Raw genomic sequence first — 16,389 nt, 5'->3', positions numbered from 1 at the left:
TCCCGTGATCGGGACAACACAACACGAGAGCGGAACGACCGGACGGAATAAGACCGGTCGTTCACAGCGTCCTCGCTGTGTAAATTGCCCACCGGGTCAGTGACCCCGTGGGACTTTCAAAGGAACCTCCAACCTGCCGAAGCAGGCCGGGGCATCAACATATCTGGCGTTGACTTTTGGCACGCTGTTGAGTTCTCAAGGAACGGACGCTTCCTTTGTACTCACCCGCAGAACACTCTCTGGGGCTTTCCTCCGGGCTTTTCCCTTCGGTCTTGCGTTTCCGACTCTATCAGACTCTTTCGTGTCCGATTCCCGGTCGAAGCGGGATCCTGCTTTTCGCTTTCCAGTTCTTCGCTTTCGCGTTTCCCTTTCCGGCGAGTCCGACTCTATCAGATCCTTTCGGGCCTGATTCCCAGTCAGCGGGGTTTGTCTTCCCGGCCGTTGGGCCGTTCCGACGTTCCGAACTCTAGCGGATTTTCCCGGCGACTCATAATCGGGTCATCGAAATCAATTTCGGCATGCCGAAATTGTCCCGAGTGGGAGATCGTGCTGAGTTTGGTTGCCGCATTCGCGGCGGGATCGGTTGTCGCAGAACCGTTCCGGCTCCGTGACAACTCGAAGAACCTTACGGATCGGCGGGGGGGTGTGTCAACCCCGCCAGGTCAAGCCCTTTTCTCACGTGTCGGACGCGGGTTCAGCCCAGGTCGGTGAGGCGGCCGCCGGCGTCCGGCTGGGCGTGCTCCACGCGGCGCAGGAGGCGGATCAGCATGTCACCGAGGCCGCCGCGCTCGTCGGCCGTGAGGTCCTGGAGCAGGTCCTCCTCGAAGTCGGTGGCCATCCGCATCGCCTCCAGCCACTTCGTACGCCCCTCGTCGGTCAGCTCGACGATCACGCGCACCCGGTTGTTCTCGTCCCGGTCGCGGGTGACCAGGCCCTCGCCCGCCATGCGGTCGATGCGGTGGGTCATCGCCGCCGGGGTGAGGCCCAGGCGTTTCGCCAGCTCTCCCGGGCCCAGGCGGTACGGGGAGCCGGCCAGGACCAGGGTCTTGAGGACCTCCCACTCGGCGTTGCTGATGCCGAGGGCGGCGAGCTGGCGTCCGTACGCCACGTTCATCCGGCGGTTCAGGCGGCCCAGGGCCGAGACGACCTGTTCGACCTGCGGGTCGAGGTCGCGGAATTCGCGCTGGTAGGCGGCGATCTGCTCGTCGAGGCTCGGCTCCTGCGGTCCGGGCTGCTCGGGGGTGTCAGGCATGGCGGGAAGTATGGCACGCCTCCCATAGCCGTCGAAGTCCTTCGGTCTGTATTGTTGAGGTTCTAACTTTAGTGTTAAAGTCTTCGGGTTCGAGTCGTTTGGATGGCTCGGCGTATCGCTTCGAGACCTTGAGGTAGGTGAGTGTGACCAGGGAGATGGGTGCAGCACTGCGGCGGATCCAGCTGGGGAGCGCGCTGAGCGCGTTCGGGCTGGGGTTCACCGTTCCGTATCTGTACGTCTATGTGGCACAGGTACGTGATCTTGGTGCTGGCACCGCGGGAGTCGTACTGGCGGTCTTCGCCATGGCGGCGCTGGCCGTTCTGCCGTTCACCGGGCGTGCGATCGACCGGCGCGGGCCGCTGCCCGTACTCGTCGTCGCCTCCGGCATCGCCACCCTGGGCGCCGTCGCCCTCGGTCTTTCGTCGGGCGTGACCGCGTCCGTGCTGTCGGCCGCGGTGCTCGGCGCGGGTACGGCGGTCATGCAGCCGGCGCTCGCGACCATGCTCGTGTTGTGCTCCAGCACCGCCACCCGTACGCGCGCCTTCGCCATGCAGTTCTTCCTGCAGAACCTCGGGCTCGGCGTCGGCGGACTGGTCGGCGGGCAGATCGTCGACACGAACCGGCCGGAGACCTTCACCCTGCTGTTCCTCATCGAAGCCGCGATGTTCGTCGTGCTCGGCGTCATCGCCTGCACGGTGCGGCTGTCCCGTACGCCCGCCATCGCGGACGCCAGGCCGACCGACGGGTCCGAGGCGACGGGCGGGCTGCGGGCGCTGCTCTCGCACCGGGCCATGGTGCAGCTGTGCGTGCTGGGCTTCGTGCTGTTCTTCGCCTGCTACGGACAGTTCGAGTCCGGGCTCGCGGCATACGGCACCGAGGCCGCCGGAATGCAGCCCTCGACGCTCGGCATCGCGCTGGCCGCCAACACGGCCGTCATCGTCGTGGCGCAGTTCGTCGTGCTGCGGCTCGTCGAACGCCGCAGGCGCAGCCGGGTCATCGCCTCGGTCGGTCTGATCTGGGCGTTCGCCTGGATCGTGGCCGGTTACGCGGGGCTGGGGCACGGCAGCCAGACCATGGCGACGGCCGCGATGATCTCCACGTACGCGCTGTTCGGGCTCGGTGAGTCGATGCTGTCGCCGACCGTGGCCCCGCTGGTGGCCGATCTGGCGCCGGAGTCGATGGTCGGTCAGTACAACTCCGCGTTCGCCCTGTGCAAGCAGCTCGCGCTGGCGGTCGGTCCGGCTGTCGGCGGGCCGATGGGGGCGACGCTGCACGGGCCGTACATCGTGACGTTCGTGCTGTTCTCGCTGGGCATCACGGCGCTGGCGCTGCGGCTCGGCCAACGGCTCACTCCCGTACAGGACCAGCCTTCGCTGGAGACGGTGCCCTCCAGGGTGGTGGCCGTGTCACTGCCGGATGCCGAGCCCGGCTCCGCTTTCGCCCCTGCCCCTGCTTCCGCCTCCGCGGCGGCCGCTGCTCGCTGATCGGCCGGGCCCTGTCCGTGACAGGGCCCTCACTGCGGCAGGGCGAATTCGCACCAGACCGCTTTGCCGCCGCCCGGTGTGCGGCGGCTGCCCCAGGACGAGGCGATCGTCGCGACGATCGAGATGCCGCGGCCCGCTTCGTCCGCCGGGTCGGCCCGGCGGCGGCGCGGCAGGTGGTCGTCGCCGTCGGTCACCTCGATGATCAGGCGGCGGTCGGTGCGCCGCAGGCCCAGCCGCATCGGCGGGGTGCCGTGCTTGAGGGAGTTCGCGACGAGTTCGCCGGCGGCCAGGACACCCAGGTCGCAGAGCTCGACCGGGAACCGCCACGAGGTGAGGACCCCCGTCGCGAAGGCGCGGGCGCGCGGGGCCGCTTCGATGCCGCCGAGCAGATCGAGCGAGGCGTTGTGGAACAGCTCCGCGCTCGCCCCCGTGCGGGCGGGGTGCTGGACCACCAGCACCGCCACGTCGTCGTCGTGCTCCGCGGTCACGCCGAGCGAGCGGATCAGCCGGTCGCAGACCACCTGTGGTGAACCCTTGGCCCCGGAGAGGGCGCGTTCCAGCGCGGCGACGCCCTCGTCGATGTCCTCGCTCCGGCGCTCCACCAGGCCGTCCGTATAGAGGACGGCGGTGGAACCGGGCGGCAGCGCGATCGTGCCCGAGGTGTGGATCCAGCCGCCGGTGCCGAGCGGCGGCCCCGTCGGGTCCTCGGCGCGGTGGACCGTGCCGTCCTCGTGGCACACCAGGATCGGGAGGTGGCCGGCGGAGGAGTAGACGAGCCGGCCCTCGTTGGGGTCGTGGACCGCATAGGCGCAGGTGGCGATCTGGCTGGCGTCGATCTCGGCGGCGAGGCCGTCCAGCAGCTGGAGCACCTCGTGCGGCGGGAGGTCGAGCCGCGCGTAGGCGCGTACGGCCGTACGGAGCTGGCCCATGACCGCCGCGGCCCGCACCCCGCGGCCCATCACGTCCCCGATGACCAGGGCGGTGCGGCCCGCGCCGAGGGTGATGACGTCGTACCAGTCGCCGCCGACCGCGGCGTCCGTGCCGCCGGGCTGGTAGGTGGCGGCGATCCGGAGGTCGTCGGGCTGCTCCAGCTCCTGCGGGAGCAGGGAACGCTGGAGGGTGACGGCCGTTTCACGGTGGCGGCGCTCGCTGGCGCGGAGCCGTTCGGCGGCCTCGGCGTGGTCGGTGACATCGGCGGCGTACACGAGCACACCGCTCTCGCCCCCTCGGCCTCGGCCCCTGTTGTTCTTGCTGTTCTTGTTGCTCGTACCGGCCCTGTTCGGCAGGGTGCCGTCGTCGTCGCTGTCCCGGTGTACCGGGGTGCAGGTCACGGTGTACGAATTGCCGCTGCGGACCTTGCGGGACTTGACCGTACGGGGAGTGCCGCTGCGCAGGACCTGGTCCATGAGGGGCAGCAGGCTCAGCTCGTCGAGCTCGGGCATCGCCTCGGCGGCGGTGGCGCCGGCCGGGCGGGGCCCGAAGGCGGCGGCGTAGGCGTCGTTGACGTACGCGATCCGGTGGTCGGGGCCGTACACCAGGGCCACCAGGGCGGGCAGCTGGCCGAGGATGTCCCGGGCGGAGAGGTCCTCCAGGGCGGGGCCGGCCGGCCGGGGAGCCGCACCGTGCGGGTCGTCCAGCGGATCGGGGCCCGTACCGGCCTGCGGGTCGTCGTCCGGCGGGCGGGGGCCGGTCTCGGGCCGTGCGTACTCGGCGCGGGCCGAGGGCACGGAACTGCGGTCGTCCCGTGCGGCGGCGCGGCGCTGCGTTCCAGGTAGGCGGGCGCTCCAGCGCGTGAAGTTCACGGAATTTCTGGCCTCGTGTGTCGGTCTGGTCCGCTCTCGCGGGCTGCTCACTGTCGGTCACTGCCGGCCGGGTCACTCTGTGCAGATGTGGGCCCACCTATGGTCACACGTCCAGTGTGACGGACCGTACTGACAGTTGTCGGTACGGTCCGCCGCCTGGCGGGCGGCCGGACGGGTCGACGGTCCGTCAGCCGCCGTTCCCCGTCGGGCCGTCGGGCCCGGAGCCGGCATCCGGCCCCGGCGAGTTGCCGGGGCCAGGCGGGGTGTCCCGGCCCGGCGGGCCGTTCGGACCGGGGCGTTTGCCGCCTGCGGCGAGCTCGAACTCGGCGCGTGGGTGTTCCAGCGAGCCGAGGGAGACGATCTCGCGCTTGAAGAGCCCGGCGAGGGTCCATTCGGCAAGGACTCGTGCCTTCCGGTTGAACGTGGGGACACGGCTGAGGTGGTACGTACGGTGCATCAGCCAGGCCGGATAGCCCTTGAGCTTACGGCCGTAGACATGGGCGACGCCCTTGTGGAGGCCGAGCGAGGCGACGGAGCCCGCGTAGCTGTGCCGGTACTCCTTCAGGGGCTGTCGGGCGAGGGACGCGAGGATGTTCTCGGCGAGGACCTTGGCCTGGCGCACCGCGTGCTGGGCGTTGGGCGCGGTCTGCTTGCCCGCTTCCTCGGCGGTCAGATCGGGTACGGCCGCGGCGTCCCCGGCGGCCCAGGCGTGTCCGACGCCCTCGACGGCGAGTTCCGCCGTGCACCTGAGCCTGCCGCGTTCGTCGAGCGGCAGATCGGTCGCTGCGAGGACCGGTGCGGGTTTGACGCCCGCGGTCCACACGAGGGTGCGGGTCGGGAACCGGGAACCGTCGCTCAGGACGGCGATCCGGCCTTCGCAGGACTCCAGCCGGGTGTCGAGGCGTACGTCGATGTTGCGGCCGCGCAGCTCACGGATCGCGTACGTGCCCATCGTCTCGCCGACCTCCGGGAGGATGCGGCCGGACGCCTCGACGAGGATCCACTTCAGGTCCTCGGCCTTGATGTTGTGGTAGTACCGCGAGGTGTAGCGGGCCATGTCCTCCAGCTCGGCGAGGGCTTCGACGCCCGCGTATCCGCCGCCGACGACGACGAAGGTGAGCGCGGCGTCGCGGATGGCGGGGTCGCGGGTGGCGGAGGCGATGTCCATCTGCTCGATGACGTGGTTGCGCAGCCCGATGGCCTCCTCGACGGTCTTGAAGCCGATGCCGTGGTCGGCGAGGCCGGGGACCGGGAGGGTGCGCGAGACGGAGCCGGGGGCGAGGACGAGTTCGTCGTACGGGATCTCGACCGCGCCGGTGCCGTCCTCCCCCGTGGCGAGGGTGGTGACGGTGGCCGTGCGCTTGGCGTGGTCGATGGACTGCGCCTCACCGATCACGATCTTGCAGTGCGCGAGGACGCGGCGGAGCGGCACGACGACATGGCGCGGTGAGATCGAACCGGCGGCCGCCTCGGGCAGGAACGGCTGATACGTCATATAAGGCTCGGGGGTGACGACCACGATCTCGGCCTCACCGCTTCTGAGTCTCTGCTTCAGCTTCCGCTGGAGACGCAGCGCTGTGTACATCCCGACGTAGCCGCCACCGATGACGAGAATGCGCACACCCGGTGGGGGGCCGGGGGGTGTCCCCCCGGAATCTGAAGCCATCACCACCCCATGACGCAACGTGCTCAAGGGTTTGTCCACAGGCTCGACAAATTGTGTGACCGGAGGTTCCGGATGGGCGGTGACCGCAGGGCTCGGCAGGGATGCGCAAGCCGCGCAGGTCAGGGGTTGAGGCGGTGGTTCCGGACGGCGGCCGAATCAGTGACCAACCGGTCCTTGCGCCGATCGGGGGGCGCTCCGTGCGGAACTACCCCCTTCTGAATTGAGCCGGGCTCAACTATGTTCGTATGTCGTCGGGGTGTCGGATGGGGACGATGATCCACTCCCCGGCTCAAACGGCGGGAAGTCTCCGGGGGGAGACGTCATAACCGGGGGAACAGTTATGCATATTCAGGATTCTTGGCAAGCTTCGGCTGCGGTTTCGTCCCATTCGTCCGATGAAGCAGGGCGAAACGGAGCGGTGGGAACGGTCGGGACAGTGACGGCCAGTTCGGTCGGCACGGTCGGATCCGGCGGAGTCAATGGGGCAGCCGGTGCGACCGGGGCTGCCGGGGGCTCTGGGGCCTCCGTGGTCTCCGGGGCGAATGGCCGCTCGGCTCCGCTGCGCGTGGATGCGCAGCGGAATCTGGAACATGTCCTGCGGGCCGCGCGCGAGGTGTTCGGCGAGCTGGGGTACGGGGCTCCGATGGAAGACGTGGCACGCCGCGCCAGGGTCGGAGTCGGCACGGTGTACCGGCGCTTCCCGAGCAAGGACGTGCTGGTCAGGCGGATAGCCGAGGAGGAGACCTCCCGGCTGACGGACCAGGCCCGGACCGCGCTCGGCCAGGAGGACGAACCGTGGTCGGCGCTGTCGCGCTTCCTGCGTACGTCCGTGGCCTCGGGTGCGGGGCGGCTGCTGCCGCCGCAGGTGCTGCGGGTCGGCGTCGATGTCGACTCCGACGGTTCCGATGGCTCCGTTGGCAATGACCTGGCGGTGGCCGGGGAGTCTGTGGCCATACCGGGCTCGGCATCGGGTTCGGGATCGGGATCGGGCGCCGATCGGGACGAGGCCCGGGTGCCTCAGCAACGGCAGAGCGCCGGCCAGGCCGACCTCCGGGCAGCCGACGAGCGTTCCGCCGCGGAGACCGGCATCGCGGACGACGACACGGGAGCCGGCGAGCTGCTGGAGGTGGTCGGCCGCCTGGTGGACCGGGCACGGGCAGCCGGTGAACTGCGTCGTGACGTGACGGTCGCGGATGTGCTGCTGGTGATAGCGACGGCGGCTCCTTCGCTGCCTGACGCGGCACAGCAGGCCGCCGCTTCCAGCCGGCTCCTGGACATCCTGCTTGAGGGGCTGCGCTCCCGGCCGGTCACCTGAGTCGCCCGATCGGAGCGTGCGTGGGGGTCGGTGAGCCCACGGCGCTTGTGGTGCGCGGGCGCGGTGGCCAGTGCCGCTGCGCCCGGCGCCCGGCGCCCCGGCGTGCCGCGAACTGCCAGCTGCGTGTCGCGTGTTGCGTGCTGCCTGCCGCGTCAGGCAGCTGCTGCGGTCCGGGCGGTGGGGGCGGGCGACACGAATGGTTGATGTGGCCCGTTTTGGTGGGGTCTTGGCCGATGGTCCGTCATCGCCCGAAGTTTGTCGCACCGACGTACGCGGCCGTCTCTCGCACTGCCGGAATGCGTGCCCTCTTCCCGCCCCAGCACGCCCGGCGCTCTCGAATCGCGGACTGCGGCGGCAACTCGCACACGCAGAAAGCGATTACTCAGCTTTCCCCGAATGAATGGCCGCTAGTACTCGCATTCGGAAAAACGCCCCGGATGAGTGGTTGCGGAGGCTGAGAGGCCGACGTGATTGCGCCATGTGGCACCCTTGCCCGATATTCGGGTCCGACAGCGCATACGGGGGCTACCGCGATGAGCGGTGACGGGCAGCAGGAAGAGTCGTTCGACGACGTCTCCGTCGTGGGCGGTGTCACGGAGACCGGTGGGCCGGCCGCCAGGCAGGTACCGAGTCAGGCCGGACCCGGGTGGACGAGCAGTGACAGCGAGGGCGGTGCCGTCCTGCCGGGTCCGTGGCCGGCACCGGCCGATCCCGGCCCCGAGGCCGATGTCGCGGTGCCCATGCAGCGGGAGGGCGGCAGCAGTGGCGCCACCGGCGCCTCCGGCACCGCACCCTCCGACGCCGATCTGATCCGGCAGATGCGGGACGGCGACGACCTCGCGTACGAGGAACTCTTCCGACGGCACTCCGACGCGGTGCGGCGCTACGCGCGCAGCTGCTGCCGGGACGCCCACACGGCCGACGACCTGACGGCCGAGGTCTTCGCCCGCACACTGCAGGCGGTACGGCGGGGCAAGGGGCCCGAGGAGGCCGTACGGGCCTATCTCATGACGGCCGTCCGCCATGTCGGCGCCGCCTGGACCAAGACCGCGAAGCGGGAGCATCTGGTCGACGACTTCGCGGTGTTCGCCGCGCAGGCGTCCCAGGCCTCCCAGGTGTCGGACGCGGACACGCTCGATCTCGGTGCCGATGTGCTGGCGATGCACGAGGCCGAGCAGTCGATGGCCATGCAGGCGTTCCGCAGTCTGCCGGAGCGCTGGCAGGCGGTGCTGTGGCACACCACCGTCGAGGAGGAGTCGCCCAGCGAGATCGCCCCGCTCTTCGGGCTGACCGCCAATGCCACGGCGGTGCTGGCCAGCCGGGCCCGCGAGGGCCTCAAGCAGGCATATCTCCAGGCGCATGTGAGCCAGGCCCTGACCGCGGGCGGCGACTGTGCGCGTTACGCCGACCGGCTGGGCGCGTACGCCCGTGGCGGGCTCCGTATGCGGGCCGAACGCGGCCTGCGCGGACACCTGGAGGAGTGCTCGAAGTGCCGGCTCGCCGCGGGCGAACTGGCCCATGTCAACGCCGGGATTCCCGCGCTGCTGCCGGTCGCGGTCATCGGCTGGTTCGCCGCCGGGTACGGCCTCAAGGCCGCCGGGATCGTCGCCGGGGGCGCGGCGGGAGCCGCGGGCGCGGGTGCCGCCGCGGCGGCCACCGGAGGAAACTCCGGTGGCACGGCCGGTGGCGCCGCCGCCTCGGAGGGACTCGGTGCCCCGGCGAAGGCCGGCATCGCGGCGGCGGTCGTCGTGGCCGCCGCGGCCGGGCTGGTCTGGGCACTGGTCGGCGACGACCAGCCGAAGCCCGAGGCCGGGCCCGCGACGAAGCCGGCTGTCGTGGCGCCCCCTGCGCCGACCCCGCCGCCCAGGCCCGAGCCGAAGCCGAAGCCGCCCCCGAAGCCCGCTCCGCCCGCGCCCCCGGCGCCGACCCCGCCGCCCGCGCCCGAGCCGAAACCGACACCACCCCCGAAGCCCTCTCCCAAGCCGAAGCCACCCGCGCCGAAGCCCAAGCCGACGCCCACGCCCACACCCACGCCCACCAGGACTCCGCCCCCGCCGCCCCCCGCGCCGATCGTCTATCAGGTCAGCGAACTCAACTACTCGCTCCTGGGCGACCACACCGAACCGGAGGTGGTGCTCGGCGAGAGCAGCTGGGTCTGGCAGCGCTCCAACGTGTCGATCGGCGGCACGACATACGCGCACGGGGTCACCGTCAACAGCAGTTCCTCGGTCACCATCCAGCTGAACAAGCAGTGCACGCGGTACGAGGCGATGGTCGGGATCGACGACATGACGATGGGGCTCGGTTCGGTGCGCTTCTCCGTTTTCAACGGCGACGGGGCACGGCTCTGGCAGTCACCCGTGATGAACGGCGACGACCCGGCCGTGCCGGTGGGCGTCGGTATCGACGGTCAGAGGAGCATCCGGCTCGTCGTCGAGCGCGCCCGCCCCGGTGGAGTCATGGCCCTCGCCGACTGGGCGGATTCGAGGATCAGTTGCCGGTGAGCCGGTCCGGGACGAGGCCGGAGGTGAAACCCGGCGCTTCCACGTGCCCCGGAGCGTCCCCGCGTTCCAGGACGTCCACGCACCCAGGCGCCTCCGGGAGTTCCTCGGTGATGCGGGTCAGGAGCTCGATGGCGTCGTCGAGCGTCAGCGCGCGGCCCGCGGCGCGTTCGGACTCGTACAGCTGAGGGCCCAGCTCCTCGCGGGCCTGCCGCTCGGCCTCGTCCACCTCGGCCTGTTGCACCTCGGTCCTGGGGCCGGACAGGCGCCAGCCGTCCGCCGCCGCCAGGATCCGTACGGCGGCCCGGTGGTGGCCCACCTTCGGCAGGGCGGTCGCCACGCAGTCCGCCAGGTGCCCGGTGACGAGCTCGGCGCACTGTGCGTCCCGCGCCCCGCGCAGCGCCGCGGTCAGACCTCGTACGCCCGCCGCCGGGCCACGGCCGGGTCCCGGTTCGTGCACCGTGATCCGGGCTGCCAGCCCCTCGACCACGGCGCTGAAGTGCGACGGCGGGCTGCCCCGCCCGATCGCGTACGCCGCCTCGGTGACCAGCTGCCGTGCCCGAGCGATCTCGCCCCGCTCCAGGGCCGCGGTGGCGCGCAGGAAATGGATGTAGGCGTGGGCGTCGTGCACCTGGTAGCGGTCCGCCTCGCGCTCCGCCTCGCTCAGGCTCCGCTCGAAGTCCGCCATGTCCCCGGTCCGGTAGGCGAGTTCCGCGACGCGGGCGAGAAGGAACGGCGCCTCGGCGTACGCCCCGACCTCGCGGGACAGCAGCAGCGCCTCCTCGTACGCCGTCCGGGCCTGCGTGAACCGTCCGCGCATCACGCCCGCCTCCGCGGCCGCGCTCGCCACCTGCGCGCGGATCCAGCGGTCGCCGACGCGGCGGCTCAGCTCGCGCAGCTCCGCGAGATCGGCGTCGACCCCGGGCATGCCGCCCGGCATGTCGACGACCATGTGGGTGCGGAACATCAGGGCGAGGCAGTACTCCCAGGCGCCTCCGTGGGTCCGGGCGTTGTCGACCACCGAGTCGATCAGCGCGTGGGTCTCGGTGGTCGTCCGGGTCGCGAACAGGGCCATCGGCCAGAGCATTCCGGGGAAGCGGGCGGACTGCGAGCCCGAGGGCCTGAACGCCTCGGTCACCCGGTCCATCACCGCCCGGAAGCGGTCGTCACCGTGGACGGCCTCGGCGGGCCCGGCCTCCACGGCGAGGAAGTACCGCAGCATCTCCAGATGCATGCGCGGCCAGTAACGGGGGTCGCCGGGATCGTCCGGCTCCGGCCCCAGCGCCACGGCACGCTCGGCCCAGGTGAGGCCCTCGGAACGGAAGTTGCGCAGCCACCAGAACCACCCCATGCCGAGCACCAGTCGCACGGCTTCCGCTTCGGACGGGCAGGTGACGACGGTCCGGTGGAGGGCTGCCCGGATGTTGTCGAGTTCCGTCTCCAGGTGTTCGATCCAGAGCAGCTGGTCGCCGGAGCGGATGCGGGGCTCGGCCCTCTCGACGAGCGCGAGGAAGTACGCGGTGTGCGCGTTCGCGGCGGCGGCGCGTATCTCCGGGACCTCGGCGGCACGTTCGGTGGCGTACTCGTGGATGGTCTCCAGGAGGCGGTAGCGCATCTCGCCGGTGGCGGCCGGGGCCGCGACGACGAGGGACTTGTCGACGAGAGCGCCGATCAGGTCGGCGGTGGAGAGCCGGGCGGGGGCGGGCCCGGAGGGCACGGTTCCGGCGGGGATCGGCCCGGTTGCGGAGACCCCGGGCGTGGAGGCCCCGGGCGCGGAGGCCCCGGGCGCGGAGGCCCCGGGCGCGGAGGCCCCGGGCGCGGAGGCCCCGGGCGCGGAGGCCCCGGGCGCGGAGACCTCAGGTGTGACGACGGCTTCCGCGGCCTGCAGGTCCCAGCCGCCCGCGAAGACGGAGATCTGCCGCAGCGCCGTGCGTTCGTCCTCGTCCAGGAGGTCCCAGGACCAGTCGACGACGGCACGCAGGGTCTGCTGGCGCGGCAGTACGGTCCGGCTCCCGCCGGTCAGAAGCAGGAACCGGTCGTCGAGCCGGTCCGCGATCTGGCGCGGGCTGAGCATCCGCAGCCGGGCGGCGGCGAGCTCGATGGCGAGCGGCTGCCCGTCGAGCCGTCGGCAGATCTCGGCCACGGCGTCCGCATCGTGCCCGGGGTCGGAATCGGGGGCGAATCCGGGGCGTACGGTGCGGGCGCGCTCGGCGAACAGCCGGTGGGCGGGATCGGGCGGGAGCGGACCGACCGGGCGTACGGATTCACCGGGCACTCCCAGGGGTTCGCGGCTGGTGGCGAGGATGCGCAGCTGCGGGCAGTGGGTGAGCAGGGTCTCGGCGAGGGTGGCGGCCGCTTCGATGACGTGTTCGCAGTTGTCCAGGATGAGCAGGAAGGGGCGGATGCGGGAGCAGTGCGCCAGGTGCTCGACGAGGAGGTCGGCCGGGTCGGTGCGCGGCGGCTGTCCGTCGCGGTTGTTGTCGCGGAGGAGGGCCGTCTCGCGCAGCCCGAGAGCGGAGAGTACGGCTCCGGGTACGTCGGCGGGGTCGTCCACGGAGGCTAGCTCGGCGATCCAGGCCTCCGTGTCGGATGCGTTGAATGTTTCGGATGAGCCCAATGCGTCGGACGGTTCGGCCTCGGGTGCCGGTTGCCCGCCGTGCGCCGCGGCCTCCTCGGCGAGCCGGGTCTTGCCGGAGCCGCCGGGGCCGGTGAGGGTGACCAGGCGGGAACGGGCCAGATCGGCGCGTATGGACCGCAGTTCGGGCTCACGTCCGACGAACGAGGTCAGCCGGGGCCGCAGATTGCCGTGCACGACGGCGGGGCCGGACTCGTCGGGCGGACGCTGCCGGCGCATCGACACCGGCATCGCCACCGGCCGCGCCGCCGTCGCGGACGGCACCTGCGGCGGGGCCAGCAGCTCCCGGTGCAGCGCGATCAGTTCCGGCCCGGGATCGGTCCCGAGACCGTCGGCGAGGGCATGGCGGGCGTCCTCGTAGGCGACCAGCGCATCGGCCTGGCGGCCCTCGGCGCGCAGGGCGCGGATCAACTGGGCCCGGAAGCGTTCGTCGTACGGGTGGGCGGCCGTCAGCTCCATGAGCTCGGGCACCAGGGTGTGTTGCTCCGCGCCCGGTCCCGCGCCCGGCTCCGTCCCGCCGACCGGGCCCGTCGCCGCGCACCGCAGATCGGCCTCGATACGGCGTTCCAGCGCGGCCAGACGGTGGGCCTCGGGGCGCAGGGCGTGGCCGTGGTCCCGCTCCGGCAGGTCGGCCAGTGCGGGGCCGCGCCACAGGGCGAGCGCGGTACGGAGCGTGCGCGCGGCCGTCACGGGGTCGCCCGCGTCGAGCTCCTCGGCCCCCTGGCGGGAGAGCCGCTCGAACACGTGCAGGTCGACCTCGTCGAGCCCGGCCGCCAGACGGTAGCCCCCGTGGGCGCTCGTGATCGCGTCCTTGCCCAGCACCCGGCGCAACCTGCCCACCAGGGCCTGGAGCGCGGCGGGAGCGTCGTGCGGGGGGTCGGCGGCCCATACGTCGTCGACCAGGTCGGCGACGGGGACGGGGCGCCCGGCGCGCAGTGCGAGGGCGGCGAGGAGAGCGCGCAGCCGCGTACCGCTCACGGGCAGGTCACTGCCGTTCTCGTCTCGCGCCTCGGTGACGCCCAGGATCAGATACCGCACCGAGCCATTGTGTCCCGCGAGCTCAGTGAGCGCCCCGCTCCTCGGCCGATGAGCGGGGCGGTCGTGTCCGTCCTCCGCGCCTACCGCTGCAGCGTTCGCCTGGCCGGGACGACGCCACCCGCGACCGCGCGCTGGCGGGGCGCCGCCGTGCCCGTCCAGCAGGTGCCGCGCCGCGACACCAGGCGGCGGAGCCAGAGCTCCGTGGACGCCAGGTGCGCGAGGCCGTCCAGCGGGAGCGGTTCGCCCTCGGAGGCCGCGCGCAGGGCCTTCCGTACGACACGGGCCTCGACCAGGCCCGCGTCGGCGAGCAGCGGGGCGTCGAAGAGGGCGATCAGCTCCGGGAGGGCGGCGCGCAGGCCGGTGCGGGCGGTCGCGTTCGAGGTGGCGAGGGAGGGGGTGCCCCAGCCCGGCGGCAGATCGTGGATGCCCGCGCCCGCGAGCACCCGGCGCAGGACCGCGGCGCGGGCGCCCGGCTGGACCCGGAGCGATTCGGGGAGCGCGCGGGCGGCGCGTACGACCTGGTTGTCGAGGTACGGGGCGTGCAGCCGCTGGCTGCGGTTCTCGGCGGCCTGCTCCAGGATCCGGTGGTCGGCGGCGTACCGGGCCAGGGCGGCCCTGGCCCGTGCCTCGCCGGGGCGCTGGACGGAGACGGGGCGGATGGCCGCCTCCTGGAGCCGGACCGACACCTCGGCGAGCGCCTCCCCGGTGAGCCAGCGGGCGGCGGGGCCGGGCCGCGACCAGGCGAGGGCGGCCAGCGAGGCATCGGCGGGGGTGTCGAGGTCGGGGGCGTTCCGGTTGGCGTCCGGCAGCCGGCCGGCCGCCGCTTCCAGGCCGGTGCGGTACGACGTACGGGACAGGCGGCGGGCCGCCCGGTAGACGGTGAGCGGGACGAACAGGGAGTGCGCGCTCGGGCCCTCCGCCCTGGCGAGTGCGGCGACCGGGCGCAGCAGATGGCGTCGGCGACGGTCCATCAGCAGGTCGGCGAGGCGGGCCGGGTGGGCGTCGAGCACCTGGCGGGCGCCGCCGCCGACGAAGTGGTCGGCGCTGCCCGAGGCAAGGCGCCGGCGGTGGCGCTCGGCGACGACGAGGGACGGGGCGGGTTCGTCGGTGAGCGGGCCGCTGCCCAGGTCGGCGTAGGGCAGGGCCTCCTCCCCGGCCGCGACGACCACATGGTGCAGACGCGGGTTGGCGGCGATGACGCGGGCGCGTTCGAGTTCGTCCTCGTGTCCGCGCGCGGTGAGGTCGTTCAGGGTGACGGCGAGCAGCCGCTCCCCCGCGCCCGTGCCGTGGCCGAGGAGGGTGCCGGGCAGGCCCGGCAGTCCGGCGGCGAGCAGGGCGAGGGTGGCGGAGGCGCTGCCTCCGGACAGGTCGGCGCCGATGCCGGGGACCGGTGCGCCGCGGGCGGCGCGCCGGTCGGCGGGACCCATGCCGGGGACCGGCCCGGGGTCGGGCGGCAGGGTCTCGGGCGCGTGGCGCGGGGCCAGGAGCCTGGCGCGTACGGCTTCGACCAGTGCGTCGCGTACGCCTTCGACCGCGCTGACCGGGTCGAGTTGGGGCGCGGCCACGGCGAGCGAGGCCACCGCCTCGTAACCGGTGATCTCGCGCGAGCCCTCGCGGAGGATGAGCGCGTGGCCCGGCGGGATGCGCTTCACCCCGGCGTACGGGGTGCCGTCGCGCAGCGCCTCCGGTGTTTCGGGGCAGGCGAGCAGGGCGGCCAGGTGGCCGATGTCCAGCTGGGCCTCGATGAGGTCGGCGAGCGGGAGCGCGGCGGTGGCGTACGCCGTGCCGCCCGCCCAGGGCGTGTAGAAGACCGGGCGGGCACCGGCGAGGTCGCCGATGACGGTGATCCGGCGGCCGATCTGGACGACGGTCGTGTAGCTGCCGGGCCAGGAGGTGAGGTGGCGCAGGGCGCCGCCGCGGGCGGCGAGGAGGCCGGCGCGCAGCTTTTCGTCGGTGGCGCTGCAGCAGCCGAGGACGGCCATCCGGGCGGTGGGCGCACCCTCGGCGGTCTCGGCCGTGGTGATCCGGATCTCGTCGGGGCGCCAGTCCCCCACGGCCCAGAGCGGGTCCGGGTCGCCCCACAGGAGCTGGGAGCCCACGGGGTGCATCGTTCGCCCCTCGTCACTGGGTCCGACCGCCCCTGCCGTGCCGAAGCTCGCGGCGATACTGCTCCACCCCACCAACCAACGCATCGCCGCCTCCACAGGCTGTGGACAAAACGGCGCAGCAGGAAAGTATCGGGTGAACACCGGTAACGCGCGGCGCCGTTGCGAACATGCTGCCACGACAACGGCGCGCAGGAGGGGCTACGGACGGCGCACGTCGGAAGGGCATGCGCCCCTGGCAAAGGCCGGGCCGGGCCGGAGACCGGGCGGAAATCCGGGCCGGCCTCCGGCGTGTACACACCCGCCGGGAAGCGGACGCCGCTTCGACGGCGGGACGCCCAGTTCGACCACCGCCAAGCACCTCAGCCACCAACTGACTTACGGAACAGGTGCGTTGCCTTCCCCGTACGAGCGGAATCCACCAGCCGAAATCCGGCCACGCTCAAGCCGCGCCCGAGCCGCCCCGGACCGCTCGCAGGCCGTCGGCGGACAACCTTCCGGCGGTCGGCGAGATGTCCGCGAAACGGGCGGACCAACCTCGGAGGACCGACGACATTCGGCCATTCTCGGAGCGGGTTGAAACCTTGCAAT

8 protein-coding genes are annotated in these 16,389 nt (G+C 72.4%); 3 read left to right on the top strand and 5 right to left on the bottom strand.

Annotation, left to right across the window (positions count from 1 at the left end; genetic code table 11):
* Positions 1–694: 694 nt before the first annotated feature.
* Entirely contained in the window at positions 695–1,252 is a 558-nt protein-coding gene (locus ACFYY7_RS18685; RefSeq protein WP_266731022.1) for a MarR family winged helix-turn-helix transcriptional regulator, read from the bottom strand.
* Between the two features lie 155 nt (positions 1,253–1,407).
* On the opposite strand from ACFYY7_RS18685, the gene ACFYY7_RS18680 reads away from it, so the two are divergent.
* On the top strand, positions 1,408–2,736 hold the full coding sequence (locus tag ACFYY7_RS18680; protein ID WP_388662693.1) for an MFS transporter: 1,329 nt from the start codon (positions 1,408–1,410) through the stop codon (positions 2,734–2,736).
* 29 nt (positions 2,737–2,765) lie between these two features.
* On the opposite strand, the gene ACFYY7_RS18675 is transcribed toward ACFYY7_RS18680, so the two are convergent.
* On the bottom strand, positions 2,766–4,538 hold the full coding sequence (locus ACFYY7_RS18675; RefSeq protein WP_388662651.1) for a SpoIIE family protein phosphatase: 1,773 nt from the start codon (positions 4,536–4,538) through the stop codon (positions 2,766–2,768).
* Positions 4,539–4,725: 187 nt separating this feature from the next.
* A complete protein-coding gene (locus ACFYY7_RS18670; protein WP_388662649.1) occupies positions 4,726–6,204 on the bottom strand; it encodes an NAD(P)/FAD-dependent oxidoreductase in 1,479 nt (492 codons plus the stop codon).
* A gap of 340 nt (positions 6,205–6,544) precedes the next feature.
* Between ACFYY7_RS18670 and ACFYY7_RS18665 the strand changes: the two genes are divergently transcribed.
* A complete protein-coding gene (locus ACFYY7_RS18665; RefSeq protein WP_388662647.1) occupies positions 6,545–7,519 on the top strand; it encodes a TetR/AcrR family transcriptional regulator in 975 nt (324 codons plus the stop codon).
* A 533-nt stretch (positions 7,520–8,052) separates the two neighbouring features.
* A complete protein-coding gene (locus ACFYY7_RS18660) occupies positions 8,053–10,023 on the top strand; it encodes a sigma-70 family RNA polymerase sigma factor (RefSeq protein WP_388662645.1) in 1,971 nt (656 codons plus the stop codon).
* On the opposite strand, the gene ACFYY7_RS18655 is transcribed toward ACFYY7_RS18660, so the two are convergent.
* Both ACFYY7_RS18655 and ACFYY7_RS18650 read right to left on the bottom strand, forming a co-directional pair.
* A complete protein-coding gene (locus ACFYY7_RS18655; RefSeq protein ID WP_388662643.1) occupies positions 10,010–13,693 on the bottom strand; it encodes a BTAD domain-containing putative transcriptional regulator in 3,684 nt (1,227 codons plus the stop codon). The genes ACFYY7_RS18660 and ACFYY7_RS18655 overlap by 14 nt on opposite strands.
* A gap of 80 nt (positions 13,694–13,773) precedes the next feature.
* Positions 13,774–15,885, bottom strand: a complete 2,112-nt coding sequence (locus ACFYY7_RS18650; RefSeq protein WP_388662642.1) for an asparagine synthase-related protein — start codon at positions 15,883–15,885, stop codon at positions 13,774–13,776.
* Between the last annotated feature and the right edge of the window lie 504 nt (positions 15,886–16,389).

It is taken from the genome of Streptomyces sp. NPDC001933 (genome assembly GCF_042890955.1).
Lineage (GTDB): Bacteria > Actinomycetota > Actinomycetes > Streptomycetales > Streptomycetaceae > Streptomyces.
This window is presented reverse-complemented; position numbering and strand designations above follow the sequence as displayed.